Source organism: Parabacteroides sp. merdae-related_45_40, assembly GCF_001915675.1.
This window is the reverse complement of sequence record NZ_MNQY01000057.1, coordinates 1-24,712: the sequence shown is the minus strand read 5'-3', so window position 1 is coordinate 24,712 and position 24,712 is coordinate 1. Positions and strand designations below refer to the sequence as shown.

Genomic DNA, 24,712 nt, shown 5'->3' with positions numbered 1-24,712 from the left:
CCATTGCTATAATGTTTGGTTTTTGCAACGGTAAGATAATACTTTTTACCGAAATAAACAATAGCAAAAGGGGCTATCCGACTTTTTGGACAGCCCCTTTTCTATATTTATAAATGATGATTAGATTTCAACATCTTGACTAACATACCCGAAAGGAACAACCACGCACTGTACATCCAGCGTTGTAGGATCGCCACCACCACCAGGAGTCTGATAGCCCGGTCCTGTAACTGTCAAAGTCAAATCATACTGCAAGTTACGATACAAACCATTGTATTTGCCATCATTTCCTGTTACTCCACGCAGAGTCAAAAGCTCAGAAGCGACATTGCTTTCACCAGCTGACACTTGGAAATTTTCACCTAAAGCGATTGTGTAATAACGATCGCTCTCTGTTTTACGATCAGTATCATTGATTTTATAAGAGAAGTCACCTTTCACAACCAACAGTGTTCTATTGGTTAAATTTGTATTTTCATACACATAAAAACTGTTTACTGTCTCATAAGCATTTGAAGTTGTAACTGTACCAGTGATAGTTGTTTTAATCCAAGACGGAGTCCCATCTGGGACAGTAGGATTATCAACAAGCGTATACTTGTCATCCTTGTTAAGCCAATCAGTCGTATGCTCATAAGCACTATACCATTCATTTTCTACATTTGTAGATCCATATTCTTTCCAGTCCTCACCCATCAAATTAGTTTTCTTATGTCCCTGAAGAATAAAGATTTCTTTAAGATCCAACTGAGGATCTGAATATTTAGGCTTATTTTCATCAGTTGTCACTTTCGCAGAAATTTTATTCAACACAACTTTAGCCACGTTACGATACAATTTCACCGGTTTTTTCAAATCATTGTCAGACAAGCCTTCTACATTTACATAACCAGTAGGCTCAGTTGTGAAACCAAATACATTCTTCTTTTCAGCAGCAACAACCACACCAGTATAGATTTTACTGTTCATTGTAAGAGCTGCACCAACTTCCAATTCAGAATCAAACGTTTTATTTAAAGCAGTAAAAACCTCCTCTTTTGTTTCTCCTATCAAATTTGTTGGTACTGTATAATTGGCAATCAAAGCCACCTCTTTAACACCAGCAGTCAATTCAGCATGAGCAACGGCATCACTTCCCCCTTCCACAGCAGGTGTATTTACTTTAGTTCCGACAACTTCCAGTTTGCCATCTGCATTAAAAACCAACATGGATAAAGACGTAATATCACCAGATGCTTTTGTATCAGCTGCTTTGTCAAACTTCACGGTCAAACTTGTCCCACCCTGCGCATCAGGATTACCGTTATCCGGAGTCGGCACATCATCATTCGAACACGAAGCGAACGCACATGCAATCATTGTTGCATACATTAAATTTCTTAGTTTCATATTTTTCAAAATTAAAAAGTTAATAAATTCGTTTATATAATGATCTTTATTTTTCTTACCCTATAGCTTGCTGAGTTGTTCGGAACGATTGTTGTGTTTTATGTTGTCCTATACTTCCCATCGGCTAACTATCTTTACTATATTTATTGATACCATTTATAATATTATCTTTATCTGTCTCATCGTTTCGGGTTATCGTCTTTCGACATTGCAAAGGTGGGAGAAAAAGTAAAGACGCATTAGGGGCGTGACTCTCAAATATAATCGGTAAAACTCTAAGTGACTATTTTGATTTATTTGCACCTATTTTTGAGATATTTTCAGTTTTTATGGTGCTTACATCTTATTATAGAACAAGAATAAGAGAGGAATATAGTACGACTAATTGTCCGGAAAGACGGAATGTCCAGCCTTAAGCTGGAATTCCGTATTGTGAAGGTGTAACTCCGTATTGCTCGGTAAAACGTTTACGGAATGTAGCCGTATCGTTAAATCCCACCATTTCGGCGACTTCCTGTACGGAGTATTGCTGGCTGGCAAGCAGTTCGGCGGCTTTTTTCAGCCTTATGTTGCGTGTCAGTTCAAGGATACTCAGATCTGAGTATTGTTTAATCTTCCTATACAAGGTTGGCAGACTCATATTCAATGAGTCTGCCAGCACTTTTGCCTCAAAAGTAGAGTCATCGAGGTGTTTCTCTATGTTTTTGACAACGGCATCCATGAACGGGTTGGTCGACAGCGTGTTTTCTTCATTGTGCGAAGCAGCAGAAGAATTAGAGAAGTAACGTTTCATATCGTCGCGCTTCTTCATCAGGCTGTTGATCTTGCTCCGCAGGATTTCCACGTCGAAAGGTTTCGTGATGTAATCGTCAGCACCCGCTTCGATACCGGTAATCACATCTTCGCTCTCGACTTTGGCTGTCAACATCACGACAGGTGTCTGCGCCATCTTGGGATCGTTCTTGATCTCACGGCAGGTCTCGTAGCCGTCTTTCACCGGCATCATGACATCACAAAGGATCAGGTCCGGCTCTTCTTTCAAAGCGACGTTTATCCCATCCTGGCCGTTGCGGGCTTCCAATATCTGGTATTCCTTATTAAAGACATGCTTCAGGAACCAGCGTATCTGGTCGCTGTCGTCAATCACAAGGAGTTTCTTTCCGGTTTCCTTCTTTTGCGGAATCACATGGATCAGTTCGGCGATCTCTTCTTTCTGGCGGGCATTCAGTTTGACCAGGTCGGATTCGGGTTCCACAAACTCGACACGACGGTCCAACAGATGCTGCTTGCCAAGCGGGATCATGATTATGTAGGAAGTGCCGTTCTTGTCCGACTCGCTTCGGTACATACCGCCTATCGCATCAGCCATGTCCATGATCTACTTCAAGCCGCGGCGTGTACTTTCGTCTTCATCCAACCCCTCGTCTGTCACAACCAGTGCGCTGTAGGCTTTTCCGTTTTCATTTACAACAGATATATCGAGTGTCACTTTCCCATAAACAAACGTATTTTTGAAGGCATTCGACAGTAACATACGCAGAGCGAACTCCATCTTGCGGCGGTCCATCCAGACCCAAAGGGCGGGCGTCTGCGTGTTGATACGGAAATCGATGTTGTTCATGGCTACCCAATCGACAAAGATATCGCAGATCTGGCGGGCAATCTCGACCATATCGTAACGGGCGATGCGCAAATAATTGGCGACATCGTTCGAACGGTGCGTACCGATCAACTGGTCCGCCAAGTCCTGCATGGCAAGTGTATTACGATAAGCGGAAAGCAACTGGGTAGACATATCTTTCTCCGGATCGTCGTTCTGCACCACCAAGGCAAGAGAACCCAACACTAAGGAAAGCGGGGTGCGCATTTCGTGGATCGTCTCGATAAAGAAGTTGTCGTTGATGCTTTCAGCGTCTTTCAGGCGTTTTTCCGCTTCGGCAAGCTTGTCGGCAGCCTCACGCTGGATCATGTCGTTTTCCTTAATCTTGGTTACGATGAGCTGCTCCAACTCTTTCTTGTTATTGTTTAATGTAGAGATCACCAACTCCAGTTCGTTATTCTTCCGGACCAAATCACTATTGGCTTTCGCCAAATCGTCATTCTGCTCCCGTAAAACCCGGTATCTTTCTTCCTGTTGCTCGATTTGCCCTTCCAACGACTTATTCCGGGAATCAAGTTCTTCATTGCGGGTATTCACTTCTTCGTTTCGGGAGCTGATTTCTTTATTCAAACTTTCAAGTGCGGCGTTTTCCTTGATGATCCGATCCGAGCGATCATTCATATTGGAATGTAATTTTCTCACATAAAGAAACAGGGGGACAAATAAAAGCAGTAGAGCAACCACCACAATCAATGTCTCACTTCCGAATAGTTGTCCGTTTTCATTGGCAGCCAAGATAAATGAAGTACTGAAAAAAACACCTGTCAATACTCCACTCACCCTCTTGAACAGAGATTTTTTCTTCATATTTATATGCATTTATTATATATCCTTCTATAAATCAAAACTCATCGTCAGCATTGAACGACAAAGATGGCAAAAATATTTTTCTTACGAGATATTTAACACCAACTATTTTTCAAAAAATATCATGATAATCATATATTTTTAAACATACAAAATCGTTACAAAAACATGACAGCATCCAAATTTCATCCGATAGACGCAATTAAAAATAGGGCATCAAAAAACTCTTCCCCATCAGAACATGACACGAATACCTACACATTGACACGTTTAACATCTTTTACGCACGTATTATTGTAGAACAGAAAAAGACATTTTATTTTTGTACAAAAATAATGGACAGAGATTCAGACGAGGCTTATCGGTTCCAAATTAAGGTATTATAGAATGCAGCTTGTTTCATACAAACAATCATTAATTATCAATACTCATAGTATCGGAAACTTTTCAAAACAAGCTTCTCTAAATGAGTTGTCCATCAATAAAATATTTCATTTGATTTATTTTACCCTCAATTTTTTATATGCATAGGCGTACATCCGGATTGTTCCGCGTGTGCGCCACTTTTTTTGCCTGTTTTATGCACGTACATATTTTATACACGACATAGAAGGGGCATTATATTATGAATATTCAGAAAACCTATCAACATAGGCAATCACCAACTTCAAGGGAGAACCAATAGTTTCACCTATCTCAGCTGATACATTTACCAGCGAAATGGTAAATCTAAAAACAAAATCCGAGTCATGACAGAATCAACCACATTCATGACACTTTACCTGCCTCTAGAAAAGTGGTAGACCTTTCAATAACGAATGATAATTAATACCTTTACCATGCAAAAATGAGACAAACAACCCTCATAAAGAGATATTCTCCAACCATTTTGATTCGTTTAACATATTTTACATACAGAATTATTGTATTATTCGAAAACCAATGATACATTTGCACTATCGAAAAAAAGAAACGAAGGTTTTGATGAGGGTCTTAACCTTACAAATGTTCTTTCGGAGTATAGGGTTTTAATTAGCATATAAAAAAAATTAGGGTCATGAAAAAGGGTAAAATTTTCACAAATTGTTTGTTTTCTATTTGGACATTGTCCGTTATTCTATCTTTCGCAAGTTGCTCTTCCGATGGTGATTCCATTTCAATCATAGATGAAAGAGTTCCACTGGAAACAGAAGCACCTTTTTCCATAATCTTGAAAGCATACTCCGAGAATTCGGACATCACTGCCAAAGGGGACGTAAAAAGCACTACACTGTATGTTTTCGATGAAAATAACGATTTCTACAAACAAATCACAGTGGACAATGATTATCTTTTACAGATTAAGCCGGTCGAAATAAACTGTCCGGGATCCGACAAGATCACCGTCATCGCTTGGGCAGGCCTTTCAAGCAATAGCGAAGAAATCAGCAATATGAACCAGGCAAACGTCATCTCAGACCTGCAAGTGAGCCTAAAACACAATAATGGCGTTGCAAACAATCTGCCGGGAGACTTGTTTTATGGACAAATCGTTCTACATCGTTCTTCTACAAAAGCAACTTCGCAGGAATTAAAGATCGAACGCAAGGTGTCTTCCATGTCGATCTTGACAAAAGGTGCTTTAAAGGTATTTGACTCCAAAGAAGGCAATTATTATTACAAAATCAAAAGAACTAAAAGCTCATTCAACTGCAATGGTGAATTGACAGGCAATGATATCGGATATATTATTCCAGCTACTTTAAATGATAATGGCAACCTAACCACAGGTACATTCTCCATTTTACCGGCTGATAATATGACTATAGAGCTTTACAGAGATGACGTTTTAGTTCTTTCTTCCGAAAATGTCAAAAATTCAGAAAACGTGGCTGCAAACGAAGGAGAACAAACAAATATCATTTTTGACCTTTCCCGCAACAATATCAATATTAGCATTTCAGAATGGGGTACTGTTATTCAGTATGTTACAGTCGGATAATTCGACCCTCAATTTTTTATATGCAATAGGTGCACATTCGGATTATTCCGAGTGTGCACCACTTTTTATAAATATGCGATCCTCCGTGATAGGAATACCAGCCAATATGATACAAATACAATCGTTAATAAATATTTCATCTGATTACAAGCATTTTACATTATCACGAATGATATGAGTACAATGCCCGTATGATATTTTTGCCACGCATATAAACACTATTGATAGCGTAACTTTGTAGCAAGAAATAACACAATACAATTTGTGAAATTTTACCCTATACTCTGTTTGCACGAATCCCTTAATTCTGCAAGCAAACCTAATTAATATAACCGTGAGGTTACATAATTATCATAAAAGTCCAGGCTCTCTGCTTCTTTTTGACAAGAACAGAAAACCTGGACTTTTTTCTTGTTTTTGATTACCAGATAAAACGGAAAAAGACTTCGTAAACCAAACGTTTACGAAGTCTTTTTCCTTGTAGCGAGACCCGGGATTGAACCGGGGACCTCATGATTATGAATCATGCGCTCTAACCAGCTGAGCTATCTCGCCATCAAATGTCATCATTTTCTTGATTGACGCTGCAAAAGTAGAGCTTATTTTTATATTGTGCAACACTTTCATGAAAAAAATTTCAATTATTTTGAAAGCTTCCTGTTAAGATCTTAATTCAGAGTTGTTTTTTTTGGCGAACAGATTTGGCAAATATCAATTCTTTTATTATCTTGCTGCGCAATAAACACGATGAAAGATGAAAAAAGAGAAATTTCATATCGAATACATTTTCGATAAAGTTTCACGACGAAGCTTATGGAATCACCTCACAACTCCTCCAGGACTATCCGCTTGGTTCGCCGATGATGTTATTATCAATGGTAGCATATATGTTTTTAAATGGAACAAAGCCGAACAGGAAGCGGAAGTGCTGTCTATAAAACCGGAAATGAGCATCCGTTACCGTTGGATGGATGAAGAGGATGAAAATGCCTATTTCGAATTCCAGATCCACAGCCATGAATTAACAGGATCGACTTCTTTACAAATAACGGATTTTGCCGAACAAGATGAAAAAAAGGATTCTATCGATTTATGGGACACGCAAGTAGAAGAACTGAAACGTACACTCGGTATTTAGCTTGTTTTAGTGATTTCTGTTAGCGATCATATCGTTTTTTCACTACTTTTGCGCCGTCAACCGGATAAGCAATGTTGAAAATAAAACGATTATACACATTTATGCTGCAGACTTTCCTGCCGTTGTTCTTGATGACCTTCGGCATCTGTCTGTTTATTGTGCTTATGCAGTTCCTGTGGAGGTACATTGACGACATGGTCGGGAAAGGTTTGGGGATTCCTGTTTTGGCGGAAATGTTTATGTATGCCGCCCTATTTCTCGTACCGATGGCACTACCACTGGCTATTTTGCTTGCCTCGCTTATGACTTTCGGGAATCTTGGCGAACGATTGGAATTACTGGCTATGAAATCGGCGGGTGTCTCACTTGTCCATATCATGCGCCCGCTAATCATCACCATCAGTATTATAAGTATCGGGGCTTTCTTCTTCCAGAACTATGCCATGCCTGTCGTACAAGTCAAACTTTACACGCTACTTTGGTCTATGCGGCAGAAATCGCCGGAGCTAGATATTCCTGAAGGGGTTTTTTACAGCGAAATCACTGGATTTAATGTATATGTGAAGCATAAGGATACTGAAACGGGGCTCCTTCGCGATATGATGATCTATGATTATTCTGAAGGATTCAACAAAGTAAGCGTGATGGTCGCAGATTCGGGACGCCTGAAGACATCGGCAGACAAAATGTTCTTAGTCCTTTCCCTATTTAATGGAGAATCCTTTAGAAGCCTGGACAAGCAACCGAGTACCGCAGGTACAAAAAGTTCCGTTCCTTACCAAAGGGAGACATTCAAAAGCCGGGATATCCTGATCGAATTTGATGCCAACTTTTCACGGACGGACGAATCATTCATGCAAAACCAGTTTATGGGTAAAAACATGCATGATTTACAAATCTTCATCGATTCTGTTTCCGTACGCTTAGACAGCATACAAAACGTCAACGCCAAAAATGTTTACGAAACCTCATACAAAAAGACACTAAAGAAGCCGCAAGACATAAAGCAGAATAACGTAAAGGATGATTCGAATAGTGAAAAATCAGATACAAAAACGACACTAGAGACGCCCAAAACGGACGAGCCGGTAATTGTCATGAACTTTGACAGTCTCTATCAGGCAGAAAATCCCGGAAAGAAGGCAACTATCCTGACACGTGCGAAATCGAGCATAGAAAATATGAAGGCTGATTACTTCTTCAAAGCAGCCACTATCGGAGACGAAGCTTACAGGGTACGCCGCCACTTGACGGAATGGCACAAGAAGTTCACTTTGTCTTTCGCCTGCATGGTCTTTTTCTTTATCGGCGCACCGTTGGGAGCCATCATTCGTAAAGGCGGATTGGGGATGCCGGTCGTCATTTCGGTCATACTGTTTATTTTCTATTACATCATTGACAATATCGGTTTCAAAATGGCGCGCGACGGCGTATGGGAAGCATGGCAAGGGATGTGGCTAAGTTCCGCAATTTTGGCTCCGTTAGGTATCTTCCTGACTTATAAAGCGGTCAACGACTCCGTCATCCTGAATGCCGACACATACCTGAATGCCTTAAAAAACCTGTTCGGAAAACGTTCGGGCAGAAAAGTTGAAATGAAAGAGGTGATCATGTTCAATCCGGATTACGGGCAAATCATTCTCCGCCTGAAACAGTTGGCAGAAGAAAGCAATGCCTACTTAGCCGCCCATAAACGATGGACAAACTATTTTCTCTTCTGGAAACAGGGAGGTCGTGACCATACGGCCGAACAATTAGCAGTAAAAATGGACGGGATCATCGAAGAATTGTCTAATTCGGACCAAAACTTGGTTCTGAACAAACTGATGGACTATCCGGTCATCAACGGTTACAACCAGACAAATGCAAAAATAAATGGAAAAGCCGGGCTGGCAATCAGCCTCTTTTTCCCGATCGGATTCCCGGTTTATCTGCTTGCCACGTATCAGCGTAAACTTTTACGGCACGATATCAAGATGGTACAAAAGACAAGCTATGAACTGATTGATATAATTGAAAAATTACCTGTATCTTTGTAAAATAAGAAATATAAGTAAAATAATATATGAGCGAAATCAAATTAAACACCATTGAAGAAGCTATTGAAGACTTCCGAGAAGGAAAATTCTTAATCGTAGTCGATGATGAAGATCGCGAAAATGAAGGTGATTTTATTATTGCCGCCGAAAAGATAACTCCTGAAAAAGTAAACTTCATGTTGAAAAACGGTCGTGGCGTATTGTGCGCACCGATCACGGAAGAACGTTGTCAGGAATTAGAACTGGACATGCAGGTTGCAAATAATACCTCTTTACTAGGAACTCCTTTCACGATAACAGTTGATAAATTAGGAGGTGGCTGTACAACCGGCGTTTCGATGTTTGATCGTGCAGAAACTATTCTGGCGCTTGCCGATCCGAAAACCAAACCGTCCGACCTGGGCCGTCCGGGACATATCAACCCGCTTCGTGCCCGTTCACGTGGTGTGTTGCGCCGTGCCGGACATACCGAAGCAGCTGTTGATCTGGCACGCCTTGCCGGTTTATACCCGGCTGGCGCACTGATCGAAATCATCAATGAAGACGGGACCATGGCTCGCCTGCCCCAACTGATCGAGGTCGCCAAGAAGTTCGATATCAAAATCATCTGTATCAAAGATCTGATTTCATATCGTTTGAAAACAGAATCGATCGTAGAAAATGGCGTCGAAGTTGATCTGCCCACCCAGTATGGCCACTTCCGCTTGATCCCTTTCCGCCAAAAAAGCAACGGACTGGAACATATTGCCCTGATAAAAGGTAGGTTCGAACCAGACGAACCGATCTTGGTCCGTGTACATTCTTCTTGTGCAACCGGTGATATCTTCGGCTCCATGCGCTGCGAATGTGGCGAGCAGTTGCACAAAGCAATGCAACGTATCGAGCAAGAAGGCAAAGGAGTAATCGTTTACCTGAACCAAGAAGGACGCGGCATCGGACTGATGGAAAAGATGAAAGCCTATAAACTTCAAGAAGACGGTTTGGACACTGTCGATGCAAATTTGCATCTCGGACATCAGGCAGACGAACGCGATTACGGCGTCGGTGCCCAGATCCTGCGCCATTTGGGAGTCACCAAGATGCGCCTGATGACCAACAACCCCGTCAAGCGTGTCGGACTGGAAGCATACGGGCTGACAGTCGTAGAAAACGTTCCTATCGAAGTCGCTCCGAATCCTTACAACGAATTCTACATGAAAACGAAAAAGGAACGTATGGGACACGTCTTGCACAATATCAAATAATTCATAATTACATAATAACACTATCATGACACAAGTATCAGCACGTTTAGCAAGTTTGTCGCCATCCGCAACATTGGCGATGTCCCAGAAGAGCAGTGAATTAAAGGCTCAGGGAGTTGATGTTATCAACTTAAGTGTCGGAGAACCCGACTTCAATACTCCCGAACCTATTAAGGATGCTGCCAAAAAAGCTATCGACGAAAACTATTCTCGTTATTCTCCCGTCGCTGGTTATCCGGCCTTGCGTAACGCCATCGTTGCCAAGCTGAAAAACGAAAACGGATTGGAATACACAGCCAACCAGATTTCTTGCGCAAATGGTGCCAAACAATCCGTTTGTAATACAATCATGGTATTGGTAAATCCGGGTGACGAAGTGATTATCCCGGCTCCGTTCTGGGTCAGCTATCCGGAAATGGTAAAATTGGCCGAAGGTACACCAGTAATCGTTGCGGCCGGTATCGAACAGGATTTCAAAATCACTCCGGCACAGTTGGAAACGGCTATCACACCGAAGACAAAGGCGTTGATCCTCTGCTCCCCGTCTAACCCTACAGGCTCGGTCTATAGTGCAGAAGAATTGGCAGGCTTGGCCGAAGTCCTGAAAAAACATCCGGAAATCATCGTGATTGCAGACGAGATCTACGAACATATCAACTATATCGGCAAACATAACAGCATCGCACAGATGGACGGAATGAAAGACCGTACTGTCATTGTCAACGGTGTTTCCAAAGCCTATGCCATGACCGGATGGCGTATCGGTTTCATTGCCGGACCGGAATGGATCGTAAAGGCAGTAAACAAATTGCAGGGACAATATACTTCCGGACCATGCTCCGTATCCCAGAAAGCGGCAGAAGCTGCTTACACAGGTTCACAAGCACCGGTCGAAGAAATGCGCCAGGCATTCGAACGCCGCCGCAACTTGATTGTCGGCTTAGCGAAAGAGATTCCGGGATTCGAAGTAAATCAGCCGGAAGGAGCTTTCTACCTGTTCCCCAAATGTAGCTATTACTTTGGCAAAACCAACGGTACACGCACGATCGAGAATGCAGATGATCTAGCCATGTACTTGTTAGAAGTCGCCCATGTAGCTTGCGTTGGCGGAACATCTTTCGGTGCCCCCGAATGCATCCGCATGAGTTACGCTACCAGCGATGAAAACATCGTGGAAGCTATCAAACGTATCAAAGAGGCTTTGGCTGCTTTAAAATAAACCTACGGATATAAACGGATTTCACAATCGTGAAATCCGTGTCTAAAAACAGAAAAGGAGATGTTTTTTGAAAACATCTCCTTTTTTATTTCAAACTGCCGTAGCAAAATTATTCGGAACGCAAAGTAAAGCGTTTGAATGCCAAGATCTGCAATTCAGGATCAGCTTCCTTCATTGTTTCTTTTACAGTCTTCTTGCCATCCATGATATCTTCCTGGTTCAGCAAGCAAACTTCCTTCAAGAATTTGCCAAGACGCCCCTTAGCGATATTCTCGATCATCTGCTGAGGCAAGTTTGCTGCTTTTTCAGCAGAAACAGTAGCAATGATTTCTTTTGCTTTGGCAACATCTTCAGCCGTGATCCAGCCTTTAGCCATGTTGCTTTCCATATGGTCTTCGCTGTCAACGTGTGTCGGGTTGATTCCAGCTTTCTTCAGGGCAGCTTCAACAGCTTTCTGTACCTGTTCAGCTTTAGTCTTCTCGATAGCCACTTGGATTTCCTGTTCTTTTACAGATTCAGGAACACCGGCTTCATCGATAGCGATCGGGTTCATGGCTGCGATCTGCATAGCGATGTTGTGAGCAGCTTCTTCAGATTCCTTATTAAACGCAGCGATCGTACACAACTGATTCTTACCCATGTGGTTATAAACAGTGGTATAAGCGCCTTCCACTACGTTATAGCCGTCCAATTCCATCTTTTCGCCCGTGATACCGCTACGGTCGGTAACAGCATCCTGTACAGTGCCTTTACCCATCGGCAAAGCCTTCACTTCGTCCAGAGTCTTGCACTTGTTAGCCACAGCAGCATCCAAGATAGCCTGAGTCAGTGCGATGAAATCTTCATTCTTAGCCACAAAGTCTGTTTCGCACTTCAAAGCGATGATAGCAGCGAATTCGCCATCTTTCTTTGCCAATACGCAACCTTCAGCAGCTTCACGGTCAGAACGCTTAGCAGCAATAGCCTGTCCTTTTTTACGGATAATTTCCATTGCCTTTTCGATATCACCATCAGATTCGGTCAAAGCCTTCTTGCAGTCCATCATACCAGCTCCACTCATTTTGCGCAGCTTGGTAATATCAGCCATAGTTACAGCCATAATCTTATTTTCTTATTTATTAAATATTTACTTTATTAATTGACAATGGACAATGGACAATGGACAATTGACAATTCAAGTCAAAAGCCAATTGCCCATCGTTTCATTTTATGTTTCTCTTAATTTTCAATTGTCAATTTTCAATTGTCAATTGAATTACTCTTCGTCCTTAGCGAATTTGTCAGCAACGTTAGCATTCAGAGCTTCGTCGTCTTCCTTCTTAGTACGTTCTTTCTTTACAGCAGCTTTAACTTTGCGTTCTCTTTTAGGAGCTTCGCCTTCACCGGCAGCTTCTGTATCGATCTTTTCAGCTTTACGTTCCTGCAAGCCTTCGTTCATTGCTTCACAGATAGCCCCCAAGATAACTTCTACAGATTTTGTAGCGTCATCGTTAGCCGGAATCACGTAGTCGATATTGTTCGGGTCGGAGTTTGTATCAACCATACCGAATACAGGAATACCCAAGCGGTTAGCTTCACGAACTGCGATATGCTCTTTCATTACGTCAACGACAAACAAAGCAGACGGAAGACGAGTCAGGTCCACGATAGAACCTAAGGTCTTTTCCAACTTAGCACGCTGGCGAGTGATCTGAAGTTTTTCTCTCTTAGAAAGATTATCAAATGTACCATCTTTTGTCATCTTATCGATAGTAGCCATCTTCTTGATAGCTTTACGGATAGTCGGGAAGTTGGTCAACATACCACCCGGCCAGCGTTCGATAACATAAGGCATACCTACAGAAGAAGCCTTATCAGCGACAACCTGTTTAGCTTGTTTTTTAGTAGCAACGAAAAGTACTTTCTTACCTTGTTTTGCAAGGTTCTTCATTACTTCTGCTGCTTCGTCTACTTTAGCAACTGTTTTATATAAGTCAATGATATGAATACCATTACGCTCCATGAAGATATAAGGAGCCATTGCAGGGTTCCACTTTCTTTTTAAGTGTCCGAAGTGTACGCCAGCTTCTAATAACTGATCAAAATTAACTCTTGACATTGTTTTTTTCTTAAAATCGTTTACTTTCTTTTGTTTAACTCAATCATCAGGTAGTCCTCCTGTATGTCAGCATATAAAAAGAATCCTGATAATTTAGATACTAAACGCTTTGCTATACTTGTAAGGGACTCACAAATAAGATTAACGTTTACTGAACTGGAATCTCTTACGAGCTTTAGGACGTCCCGGTTTCTTACGTTCAACAGCACGCGGGTCACGAGTAACGAAACCTTCTGCACGAAGAGCGGATTTGTCTTCCGGATTGATCTTAACCAGTGCGCGGGCGATAGCCAAGCGAGCTGCCTCAGACTGTCCTTTGAAGCCACCTCCATCGAGGTTGATCTTGATATCATATTGTTCTGCAACGTTCAGCTTTGCGAGCGGCTGCTTAACAATGAACTGAAGGATTGTAGAAGGAAAGTAATTAGCCAGATCACGTTTGTTGATAGTAATCTTTCCTGTACCTTCGCTTACGAATACGCGAGCAACTGCTGCCTTACGTCTTCCTATTGCATTTACTACTTCCATTGTGATTATTTATATGAGTTTATATCGATTAATTTAGGCTGCTGAGCTTCGTGTTTGTGCTCTGTTCCTGCATATACATACAGATTGTTCAACAGTTTAGCACCCAGACGATTCTTCGGAAGCATACCTTTTACTACTTTACGGAACAGACGGTCGTCACCTTTAGCCTGTAAGTCAGCCGGCGTATAAGCGATCTGTCCACCGGGATATCCGGTATATCTCAAATAAATACGATCGTTCCACTTATTACCTGTCAGAACGATTTTGTCTGCATTGATGATAATTACGTTATCACCACAATCAACGTGCGGAGTAAAATTGGGTTTGTACTTACCACGCAAAAGCTTCGCTACCTTTGCGCAAAGGCGTCCCAAAGTCTGTCCTTCGGCGTCAACAATGACCCACTCTTTGTTTACAGTTGCTTTGTTTGCAGAAATGGTCTTAAAACTTAAAGTATCCACTTGCTTAAAAAATTAATAAATTAATAACTCTAAAAAACAAGAATCCAATCCTCGCATGCGCTGTCACCACGGACACTTGACGTAACAACGTGCTAAAAATTAAACTCTTAGTACAATTTTGATAATATTCGGCTTGCAAAGGTACGGTTTTTCTGCAAAACACAAAACTTTTCGTAGAAAGAATTTACACAAGTAGGTCAAATTCAGGAAAAAGATGCTATAGACCGGACATAAAAAGCATCTAATATTTTACATCAAGAAATATATCCTTTCTCCGTCTAAATGACAAAGAAGGATCATCTCGTTTTCAGTATGCCGGAGTAATAAATATTTACCGGAACATATACCCCAACGACAACGTCACGTTGTTCTGATAGAGGGAAGATTCGCCTTCGCGTTCTATAGCGCGACGATCCAGTGTGCCGCAAAGGGCGCTGACGGAAAAGAAGTAGCGACTGTAATCCACACGCAAGCCGACATTGACACCCAGATCAAATGTTTTGAGATCAGCCTCCTTGGTCTGGCCGAAATGGATATCGACGTTCTGGTTTTCAGTTTTCATCTTTCCAAAAAGAGAGAAGTCGAGAGCCGGACCGGCATAAACGCCCAACTGCACATCATTTATAATAAAGGTATAAGCCAAGTTCACCGGAACCTGGATAGAATAGTAACTGCATTTATTGAAAGAATTCTTTGCCCCTTCCACCTGCGGATTAGAGTAGAAAGAACCACCTTGGTTCACAAACGCCAGTTCGGGACGCAAAGACAAGCCCTTATATAAATGTATATCGGCAAGTCCGGCCAAGCTGAAACCAAAACGGGCACCTGCATTGTATGTCCCTTCAACTTTTTGCACCAGAGAAGAATAAGCACCACCCGCACGCACGCCGAAAGTAACTTGACCGACAGCCGGCATAATCATCAACATTGCCCAAAAGGCGATAAATATAATTTTTCTCATATTGCTAATCTCTGAGTTATTAAAAGCAAAGATAGAGTTTTTCAACCGGATTATTGCAGCCGATAGAATAAATTTATAAAATAACCCGTATCTTTATAGGCCGAAATAAAAAAGATTAAGACCCCATATGGAACCGTTTATACATCTGCACGTACATACCCAGTATTCACTGCTGGACGGACAAGCATCGATCGACGCTTTGATTGACAAAGCGCAAAAGGATGGTATGCCGGCGATTGCCGTCACTGACCACGGTGTGATGTTCGGAATAAAAGAGTTCTTCAACAAGGTATCCAAAAAAAACGGCAAGCCGTTAGGAGCCATCAAGGACTATGAAAAAGAACTGAAAGAGCTGAAAAGTAAAACGGAACTGACCGCCGAAGAGCAAGCCCGCCTTGAAGAAATACCTGCAAAGATCGAAGAAGAGAAGAAAAAAATATTCAAACCGATCTTTGGTTGCGAGTGCTATTGTGCCCGTAACGGACGGCATAGCAAGCTTGCTTCACAGAACGACCGAAGCGGATGGCACTTGATCGTGCTGGCTAAGAACCTGAACGGTTACAAAAATTTGATCAAGATGGTTTCCTTATCCTGGACGGAAGGATTTTACGGACGTCCGCGCATCGACAAGGAGTTGTTGGAAAAATATCATGAAGACCTGATCATTTGCTCTGCCTGTATCGGTGGGGAAATTCCGCAGCATATCCTGAACGGACGGATGGACAAGGCCGAAGAATCGGTCCTTTGGTTCAAGAACCTGTTCGGAGAAGATTACTATCTGGAAATACAGCGGCACGAGACACATGACCCGAACGCCGCACAAGATGTATACCCCCACCAAGTTACGGCAAACAAGGCGATTCTGGAACTGGCGCGTAAACACAATATCAAGGTTATCGCGACCAACGACGTTCATTTCGTCAATGCGGAAGATGCGGAAGCTCACGACCGCCTAATCTGCCTTAGTACGGGTAAAGATTTGGATGACCCGAACCGTATGCGCTACACCAAACAGGAATGGATGAAGACGACAGCAGAGATGAATACCATCTTTTCTGATATTCCTGAAGCCCTCAGCAACACACTGGAAATAGCCGACAAGGTGGAATTCTACTCCATCGACCACGGTCCTATCATGCCGACCTTCGCCATCCCGGAAGATTTCGGGACGGAAGAAGAATATCGCCAGAAATTCACCGAACAGGACTTATTCGACGAATTCACCCGCGATGAAAACGGAAACGTTGTCCTGAGTGAAGAGGCCGCACACGACAAAATAAAAAAATTAGGCGGTTACGAAAAACTATACCGCATCAAACTGGAAGCCGACTACCTGAAAAAGATCACATACGACGGGGCAAAGATTTGCTACGGAGATGATCTGAACGACGAAGTCAAGGAGCGGCTGAACTTCGAGTTGCACATCATGAAGACGATGGGGTTCCCCGGTTACTTCTTGATCGTGCAAGACTTCATCCGGGCCGCCCGCGAAGAACTGGGCGTTTCGGTCGGTCCCGGCCGTGGATCGGCAGCTGGTTCGGCTGTTGCCTACTGTCTGGGGATCACCCGCATCGACCCGATCAAATATGACTTGCTGTTCGAACGTTTCCTGAATCCGGACCGTATTTCCCTCCCCGATATCGATACCGACTTCGACGATGACGGCCGCGGGGAAGTACTCCGTTGGGTAACGGAAAAATACGGGGCCGAACGTGTGGCGCATATCATCACGTATGGTACGATGGCGACCAAATCGGCCATCAAGGATGTCGCACGTGTACAGAAGCTTCCGCTTGCCGAATCGAACCGCCTCGCCAAACTCGTTCCGGACAAGATTCCGGATATGAAGAAGTTCAAGCTGAAGGATGCGATCAATTATGTGCCGGAGCTGAAAGAAGCGGCTACCGGAAACGACCCGCTGGCACGCGACACCTTGAAATATGCCCAAATGCTGGAAGGTAACGTGCGCAACACAGGTGTACATGCCTGCGGCGTCATTATCGGACGTTACGATATATCGGATGTCGTACCTGTCAGTACGGCCAAGGACAAAGATACCGGTGAAGAGATGCTCGTCACCCAATATGAAGGATCGGTGATCGAAGAGACCGGTTTGATCAAGATGGACTTCTTAGGACTGAAAACACTGTCCATCATCAAGGAAGCAATTGAAAACATCCGGCTGACGACCGGCCATGACCTGGATATCGACCATATCAGTCTGGAAGATCCGGCAACTTACAAACTGTATTGCGACGGGAAAACCACAGGTACCTTCCAGTTTGAATCCGCTGGTATGCAGAAGTACCTGAAAGAACTGCAACCGTCTAAATTCGAAGACTTGATCGCGATGAACGCCCTGTATCGTCCGGGACCTATGGATTATATTCCTTCCTTTATCGCCCGTAAACAGGGAAAAGAAGAAATCAAGTACGATATTCCCGTCATGGAGCGGTATCTGAAAGACACATATGGCATCACCGTCTACCAGGAGCAGGTCATGCTTCTGTCACGTCTGTTAGCGAACTTCACCCGTGGCGAGAGTGACGCCCTCCGTAAGGCAATGGGTAAGAAGCTGATCGAAAAGATGAACCACCTGAAATCCAAATTCATGGCGGGTGGAAAGACGAATGGTTACAAGGAAGAAACTTTGCAGAAGATATGGTCCGACTGGGAAAAATTCGCCTCATACGCCTTCAACAAGAGCCATGCCACTTGCTACTCATGGGTAGCCTATCAGACAGCTTTTTTGAAAGCGAACTACCCGTCCGAGTATATGGCTGCCGTCTTGAGCCGAAGTTTATCGAATATTGTGGATATCACGAAATTCATGGACGAATGTAAGGCGATGGGCATTCAGGTGCTCGGACCGGACGTGAACGAATCGATCCTGAAGTTCAGTGTGGACAAGAATAAGAACATCCGCTTCGGTCTGGGTGCTGTGAAGGGTGTCGGCGAAGCCGCCGTGCAGAATATCATTGAAGAACGGAGGAAAAACGGTCCGTACAAAGATATCTTTGATTTTGTGGAACGTGTCAACCTGACTGCCTGCAACAAGAAAAACATCGAATCGCTGGCATTAGCCGGTGCTTTTGACAATTTCGGCATCCAGCGGGAACAGTTCTTTGCCGAAACCGGAAAAGGAGAAATATTCCTTGAAACACTGGTTCGCTATGGCAATAAGTTCCAGACAGACAAGAGCACGGCTACCAATTCCCTGTTCGGAGGAGATGCTTTTATCGCCATCGCCAAACCGGAGATTCCCAAATGTGAACGTTGGAGCGACCTCGAACGCCTGAATAAAGAAAAAGAACTGGTCGGTATCTATCTTTCCGCCCATCCGTTGGATGAATACCGCATTATACTGACATATGTATGTAATACCGGCATGACGGAAATAAACGACAAGGAAAACCTGGTAGGCAAAGACTTGCTGTTCGGCGGTATCGTTACGGACTTCCGCGAAGGGATGACCAAAAAAGGGAATCCTTACGGCATTATCAAGATAGAAGATTTTACCGGTAGCGGCGAAATAGCATTATTCGGTAAAGATTACGTCGATTACAGCAAATTCGGCAAGCGCGGCATGTACCTGCTGATCAAGGCGCGTGTGGAAGACCGCTACAATTCAGGTCGCCTTAGCTTATCTATCGGAGCCATCCAATTGCTGCAGGAAGAGAAAGACCGCCTGATCGAAAAGATCAGTATTACGGTCCCGATCCACGATTTGGACGAACCGACCATAAACGAACTGTCGACCTTGATTAAAAACAATCCGGGTCAGAGCCTGTTATATTTCAAGGTGGTTGACGGCGAACATAATGTCATACAGAATTTTTTCTCACAAAACATACGGCTTAATGTCACACGCAACCTAGTCGAATTCTTGCAAACGAACGAGAATATGGATTTTAAAATTAACGGGTAGTATTTGTATGGTATAAAAGAATTTGTACTTTTGCACAAAATTCGAATATATAATTCATAATTAAAGATATGGCACTACAAATTACAGATGCAAATTTTGAAGAGTTGGTAAACTCTGGTAAGCCTATGGTCCTTGACTTCTGGGCTGAATGGTGTGGTCCTTGCCGCATGGTTGGTCCGATCATCGATGAACTGGCTACCGAATATGAAGGCCGTGTTACTATCGGCAAAATGGATGTAGACAACAACAACGACGTGGTTGCACAATTTGGCATCCGTAATATTCCGACCGTTCTTTTCTTCAAAGACGGCAAGGTTGTAGATAAACAGGTAGGTGCTGCTCCTAAAACTACATTCGTATCTAAAATAGAAGCTCTTTTATAATTTAATAGCGCGAAGCATTTCGCGTTTTCCTGGGGGGCCGGGTATTCTTTCGACAGAATATCCGGCTTCTTTCATCATACGTCTGACGACACCTTTCGCACAATAGGTTGTCAAAACACCGCCTCCGGTCATGCGGGCATACAGTCGGTTGAAGATTTCCTGATTCCACATCTCCGGCTGCTTATCGGGAGCGAACGCATCAAAATAGACCAGGTCGATCCGATCCGGCAAAACACACGTATTACTGTCTCCTTGTATTTTATGCAGTCCAAAGAAATCCGTAACCTGGACCGCAACATTCCATTCCGCCTGATGCAAGGCTTGGAAAACATCTTTCCGTCCGGCACAGATCATTTCGCCGTAATTCAGGCTCTCGATCACGTCCATATCAAGCGGATAAAGTTCAACCGAATAGTAATGTATTTTCCGTTGATGCACCTCGGCATCCAACAAAGTCAAGAAGGCATTGAGCCCAGTACCGAAACCTATTTCCAGAACGACGATTTCTTTCCGTTCCAGATGGTGTAACCCAGCTTCAATAAAGACATGGCGCGACTCCTGCACGGCGCCGTTCACAGAATGGTAGTGTTCGTCCATTTCAGGGATAAAAAGCGTATGGCTCCCATCCGCCGTCAGTTGCAATTCCCGTTTGATATGATTCGTTGCGTTCTGCATGTATTTCTATAATATGCCTGCAAAGGTAAGTTTTTAATCCCGGTTTTTATATACCTTTGTAACCATAACAAGAATCAAAGATGACCAAAAAATTTATCTTTCTTTTACTCTTGATGTTTACGGGTTTACAAATGATGCAGGCCCAACAAACATATTCAATAAAAGGGATTGTAAAAGATGCCGCCAACGGCGAACCGGTTAGCTTCGCCAATGTGGTCATCTGGAACACGATAGAAGGGACTGTCACTGATTCGATCGGCCAATTCGAGATCACCGGAGTCTCTCCCGGAAGCTATCGCCTGCAAGCCTCCTTTATCGGTTATAAACCAACAGTTACGGCTGAATTCAGAATTTCCAACAAGGACATGTTTTTTCCGATCGAACTGGAAGAAAGTAGTGAAAGCCTGCAAGAAGTGAGCATTGTCGCCTCTCCTTTCCGCAAGACGGCAGAAAGTCCGCTCGGACTGCGCGTGATCGGGTTCAAAGAGATCGAGAAAAGTGCCGGAGGAAACCGGGACATATCCAGGGTCGTGCAATCTTTTCCTGGTGTGGCATCTACGGCTGCTTTCCGAAACGACCTGATGGTCAGAGGAGGAGGACCGTCTGAAAACCGTTTCTTTCTCGATGGCGTAGAAATACCGAACATCAACCACTTCTCCACACAGGGAGCATCCGGAGGTCCTGTCGGGATCATTAACCCAGATTTCATACGCGAAGTCGATTTCTACTCTGCAGCCTATCCTGCCGCGCGTGGAAACGCTCTTAGCTCGGTTCTTGATTTCAAGTTGCAGGACGGAAACAAAGAAAAATTCTCCCTACGGGGAGTGATAGGAGCTTCGGATATCGGATTCTCTGCCAACGGACCGGCCGGCAAGAAGACGACCTACCAAGTGTCTATTCGCCGTTCATACCTTCAGTTCCTGTTCGACATGATCGGGCTGCCTTTCCTGCCGACCTTCACAGACGCACAATTCAAAGTGAAACATACATTCGACCGGAAAAACGAACTGGCTATTCTGGGATTGGGAGCCATAGACGACATGAAACTCAACACCGGTATGGAAGACATGAGTGAAAAGAACCAGTATATCTTAGCCTACCTGCCGGTGGTCAAGCAAAAGACATACACATTAGGAGCTGTTTACAAACATTACTCTGGCAAAAACATCTATTCGCTAATTGTCAGCCGGAGCCAGTTAAACAATAAGAATATCAAATACAGGGATAATGACGAAAGTTCGGAAGAGAACCTGACTCTCAATTACCGTTCGGACGAAATCGAAAATAAACTGCGCAGTGAAAATATATTCCGTTTTCCTTTCTTCCGGCTGAATGTCGGCGGAAACCTCGAATATGCGACCTACACCAATCGTACATACCAGAAACAGTTCACCACGATCCCCAGAGTGATCAACTATCACACAGATCTAGGACTTTTGAAATGGGGGCTTTATGCCACAGCCATATACGAAAGCGACAACGAGCGTTTCACCGCTTCTTTAGGAGTACGGGCGGATGCCAACGACTATTCGCCGGAGATGAACAACCTCCTGGATCAACTCTCGCCCCGTCTCTCCCTTTCCTACCGTTTGTTTGGAGCGGTCTATCTGAACGGAAGCATCGGCAGATATTACGAATTGCCACCTTACACGGTTCTAGGATTCAAAGACAATCAAGGTAATTACCTGAATAAAGCCAACCACCTGACTTATATCCGAAGCGACCAGGCAGGACTCGGACTGGAATATCGCCCTTCCTCGTATCTGAAATTCTCGGCAGAAGGTTTTTACAAGAAATACGACCAATACCCGATGTCATTAGTCGATAGCATTCCACTCGCCTCCAAAGGTACGGACTACGGGGTTTTAGGAAACGAAGCAGTCAACTCGACTGCCACCGGAAGAGCATACGGCCTCGAACTTACCGGACGGTGGTATAATTATAAAGGGCTGACTTTTATCGCTTCTTACACCTATGTACGGAGCGAATTCAAGGATGGACGCGGGAGCAGAAAATACATTCCGTCAGCTTGGGACAATCGCCATCTCTTTACATTCAGCGGGACCTACGCACTGCCTAAAAACTGGGATATCGGAGCCAAACTAAGAGTTGTGGGCGGTGCGCCCTATACCCCTTACGATGTTGAAAAAAGTAGCCTGGTCGAAGCTTGGGACGCCAGCGGCAGTCTCTATTACGATTACAGCCGCTTCAACAGCGAACGGTTAAAACCTTTCACCCAACTGGATATCCGGATAGACAAGACCTTCTATCTGAAAAAGTTCATGTTGGGGGCCTATATTGACATTCAGAATATTCTGAATTCCAAATATAAAGAACAGGATGTGTATATCAAAACAGGTAAAATCCTAAATCCGGACGCACCTCTCGACCAACAACGATATGAACTAAAACCTGTAGAACGACGTACCGGGACCCTATTACCCAGCATAGGACTTATGATCGAATTTTAGAAAAGTGTTGATTTATGCAAGCTTATACCAAATAATTCCTATTTTTGCATGCGGGATTCAAAAGGAATCTATTTGGGAGTTTAGAATAAAATTTACTTAATGGGCAAATCATCAGACTACAAAGTAATGTACAGATGGCTATTTTTTTTCACTGTCATATGCCTACTCTTCACATGCCGGGTCCATGCTGATGAAAATAACCCTATCCTGATCATCAGTTCTTACAATCCCGACACACGCAATACGACGCAAAATATTTCCGAATTCATGGAAGAGTATAAGAAACAGGGGGGAAACTCGCCTGTCGTAATCGAGAACATGAACTGCAAAAGCCTGCCCGAAGCTCCCCTCTGGAAGGAAAGAATGCGTAAACTGCTGAACAAATATCAGGGAGAAAACAGCCCTAACCTGATCGTTATACTCGGACAAGAAGGATGGGCCTCCTACCTTTCTCAAGATGACAGCATAATCCGAGATATTCCGATACTTTGCGGCATGGTCAGCCGAAATGCCGTCTTATTACCTGACAGTAATATAAACGTAGCGGAATGGACTCCCGAAAGTGTAAATGTAGAAGACCTGAAAAACAAGAGAAGAAACCTGGCTGGATTCGTCTACAACTATGATATCAAAGCCAATATAGAACTGGTCCGGAAATTGTATCCGAGTACCAAACATTTTGCCCTTATCACAGACAACAGCTATGGCGGTATTTCTCTCCAAGCCCTGGTAAAAAAGGAAATCGGCAAAATAAAGGGGATAGACTTCATCCCTTTGGACGGGCGTAAGAACGACATCTATAACATCATCGAGGAGATCAAGCAGTTACCCCCGCAAAGCATCATTCTTCTGGGAACCTGGCGTGTAGATGTCAATGACGGATACTATGTCGGCAACGCAACTTACACCATGATGTTGGCAAATCCCAAAGTACCGGCATTTTCACTGACTTCCATCGGGCTGGGGCATTGGGCAATCGGAGGCTGTATACCCCAATACCGCTCCATAGGAAAAGATCTGGCCCGTCAGGCTCTCCACCTTTTAAAGGAACATCCTGAAAAATTGGACACGGAAACAATTCCGAACCTATATACATTCGATGCCAAGAAACTGAAAGAACGGCACATCTCGACAAAAGAACTGCCTCCTCATTCCGTATTTATTAATACCGAGGTGGGATTATTCGTCCAATATAAATTTGAAATCCTATTGTTGGTCGCAATCGTGTTGTTACTGTTCCTGATCATGGTGCTTTACTTTTACCTGCGCACCAGCAAGCTGAAAAATAAATTACTGATCCTGATCGACAAACAGAAAGAAGACGAAATAGAACTGAGAAAAGCCAAAGACAAGGCAGAAGAATCCGACCGTTTGAAATCGGCTTTCCTGGCCAATATGAGCCATGAGATCCGTACGCCGCTGAATGCAATTGTCGGTTTCTCCAACCTGCTGACCATGGCGGAGGACGAAGAGGAACGGAATGAATATATCAATATCATCAGCAGCAACAATGAATTGCTCCTACAACTAATCAACGATATCCTGGACGTAGCCAAAATCGAGGCCGGCACATTGGAATTTATCGACTCTGAGATAGACATCAACGCCCTATTATCCGATATCGAGCAATCGTCCCGCCTAAAAGCACCCGAAGGGGTACAGATTTCTTTTGTCGAAAAAATGCCTTATTGCATCATCATGTCGGACAAGAACCGATTGGCACAAGTCAT

General features: G+C 43.5%; 16 protein-coding genes, 1 tRNA gene and 1 pseudogene. 9 read left to right on the top strand and 9 right to left on the bottom strand.

Going from position 1 to position 24,712, the window contains the following annotated elements; genetic code table 11:
* Positions 1–120: 120 nt before the first annotated feature.
* Complete coding sequence (locus tag BHV83_RS09530; RefSeq protein ID WP_119216011.1) at positions 121–1,389, bottom strand: fimbrial protein; 1,269 nt, start codon at positions 1,387–1,389, stop codon at positions 121–123.
* Between the two features lie 412 nt (positions 1,390–1,801).
* A pseudogene (locus BHV83_RS21755) lies at positions 1,802–3,856 on the bottom strand (response regulator).
* 1,057 nt (positions 3,857–4,913) lie between these two features.
* Between BHV83_RS21755 and BHV83_RS09515 the strand changes: the two are divergent.
* On the top strand, positions 4,914–5,837 hold the full coding sequence (locus BHV83_RS09515) for a FimB/Mfa2 family fimbrial subunit (RefSeq protein WP_286757438.1): 924 nt from the start codon (positions 4,914–4,916) through the stop codon (positions 5,835–5,837).
* 481 nt (positions 5,838–6,318) lie between these two features.
* Here the strand turns inward: BHV83_RS09515 and BHV83_RS09510 are convergent.
* Positions 6,319–6,392, bottom strand: a tRNA-Met gene (locus BHV83_RS09510).
* 199 nt (positions 6,393–6,591) lie between these two features.
* Between BHV83_RS09510 and BHV83_RS09505 the strand changes: the two genes are divergently transcribed.
* The 4 genes from BHV83_RS09505 to BHV83_RS09490 all read left to right on the top strand — a co-directional run bounded on the left by BHV83_RS09505 (position 6,592) and on the right by BHV83_RS09490 (position 11,477).
* Positions 6,592–6,975, top strand: coding sequence for an START-like domain-containing protein (locus tag BHV83_RS09505; protein ID WP_022322362.1), 384 nt, complete (start codon positions 6,592–6,594; stop codon positions 6,973–6,975).
* A gap of 101 nt (positions 6,976–7,076) precedes the next feature.
* Positions 7,077–9,014, top strand: coding sequence for an LptF/LptG family permease (locus tag BHV83_RS09500; RefSeq protein WP_022322361.1), 1,938 nt, complete (start codon positions 7,077–7,079; stop codon positions 9,012–9,014).
* Positions 9,015–9,040: 26 nt separating this feature from the next.
* Positions 9,041–10,258, top strand: coding sequence for a bifunctional 3,4-dihydroxy-2-butanone-4-phosphate synthase/GTP cyclohydrolase II (locus tag BHV83_RS09495; protein ID WP_005637634.1), 1,218 nt, complete (start codon positions 9,041–9,043; stop codon positions 10,256–10,258).
* Positions 10,259–10,283: 25 nt separating this feature from the next.
* Positions 10,284–11,477: a pyridoxal phosphate-dependent aminotransferase gene (locus BHV83_RS09490; protein ID WP_022322360.1), complete on the top strand. Its 1,194-nt coding sequence runs from the start codon at positions 10,284–10,286 to the stop codon at positions 11,475–11,477.
* Between the two features lie 109 nt (positions 11,478–11,586).
* Here the strand turns inward: BHV83_RS09490 and tsf are convergent, their stop codons facing one another.
* From tsf to BHV83_RS09465, 5 genes are all read right to left on the bottom strand, one after another.
* Positions 11,587–12,576: a translation elongation factor Ts gene (tsf, locus tag BHV83_RS09485; protein WP_005637638.1), complete on the bottom strand. Its 990-nt coding sequence runs from the start codon at positions 12,574–12,576 to the stop codon at positions 11,587–11,589.
* A gap of 156 nt (positions 12,577–12,732) precedes the next feature.
* Positions 12,733–13,575 carry a 30S ribosomal protein S2 gene (gene rpsB / locus BHV83_RS09480; protein WP_122205945.1) on the bottom strand — a complete coding sequence of 281 codons (843 nt, stop codon included), beginning with the start codon at positions 13,573–13,575 and terminating at the stop codon, positions 12,733–12,735.
* Positions 13,576–13,716: 141 nt separating this feature from the next.
* Positions 13,717–14,103 (bottom strand): 30S ribosomal protein S9, encoded by a 387-nt coding sequence (gene rpsI / locus BHV83_RS09475; protein WP_005637642.1) that lies wholly within the window; start codon positions 14,101–14,103, stop codon positions 13,717–13,719.
* A gap of 5 nt (positions 14,104–14,108) precedes the next feature.
* Positions 14,109–14,564 carry a 50S ribosomal protein L13 gene (rplM, locus tag BHV83_RS09470; protein WP_005637644.1) on the bottom strand — a complete coding sequence of 152 codons (456 nt, stop codon included), beginning with the start codon at positions 14,562–14,564 and terminating at the stop codon, positions 14,109–14,111.
* A gap of 331 nt (positions 14,565–14,895) precedes the next feature.
* Entirely contained in the window at positions 14,896–15,525 is a 630-nt protein-coding gene (locus tag BHV83_RS09465) for a porin family protein (protein ID WP_005637646.1), read from the bottom strand.
* 127 nt (positions 15,526–15,652) lie between these two features.
* On the opposite strand from BHV83_RS09465, the gene dnaE reads away from it, so the two are divergent.
* Positions 15,653–19,453: a DNA polymerase III subunit alpha gene (gene dnaE / locus BHV83_RS09460; protein WP_122205946.1), complete on the top strand. Its 3,801-nt coding sequence runs from the start codon at positions 15,653–15,655 to the stop codon at positions 19,451–19,453.
* Between the two features lie 68 nt (positions 19,454–19,521).
* Positions 19,522–19,836 carry a thioredoxin gene (trxA, locus tag BHV83_RS09455; RefSeq protein WP_005637649.1) on the top strand — a complete coding sequence of 105 codons (315 nt, stop codon included), beginning with the start codon at positions 19,522–19,524 and terminating at the stop codon, positions 19,834–19,836.
* Here the strand turns inward: trxA and mnmC2 are convergent.
* On the bottom strand, positions 19,831–20,511 hold the full coding sequence (gene mnmC2 / locus BHV83_RS09450; RefSeq protein WP_122204685.1) for a tRNA (5-methylaminomethyl-2-thiouridine)(34)-methyltransferase MnmC2: 681 nt from the start codon (positions 20,509–20,511) through the stop codon (positions 19,831–19,833). The genes trxA and mnmC2 overlap by 6 nt on opposite strands.
* Positions 20,512–20,591: 80 nt before the next feature.
* Here mnmC2 and BHV83_RS09445 point away from each other — a divergent pair, with 80 nt between their 5' ends.
* The gene (locus BHV83_RS09445) at positions 20,592–22,982 is read left to right on the top strand and encodes a TonB-dependent receptor (RefSeq protein WP_286757437.1); all 2,391 of its coding nucleotides are present in this window, start codon (positions 20,592–20,594) and stop codon (positions 22,980–22,982) included.
* 99 nt (positions 22,983–23,081) lie between these two features.
* The coding region (locus BHV83_RS09440; RefSeq protein WP_286757436.1) for a sensor histidine kinase at positions 23,082–24,712 on the top strand (1,631 nt) is incomplete at its 3' end.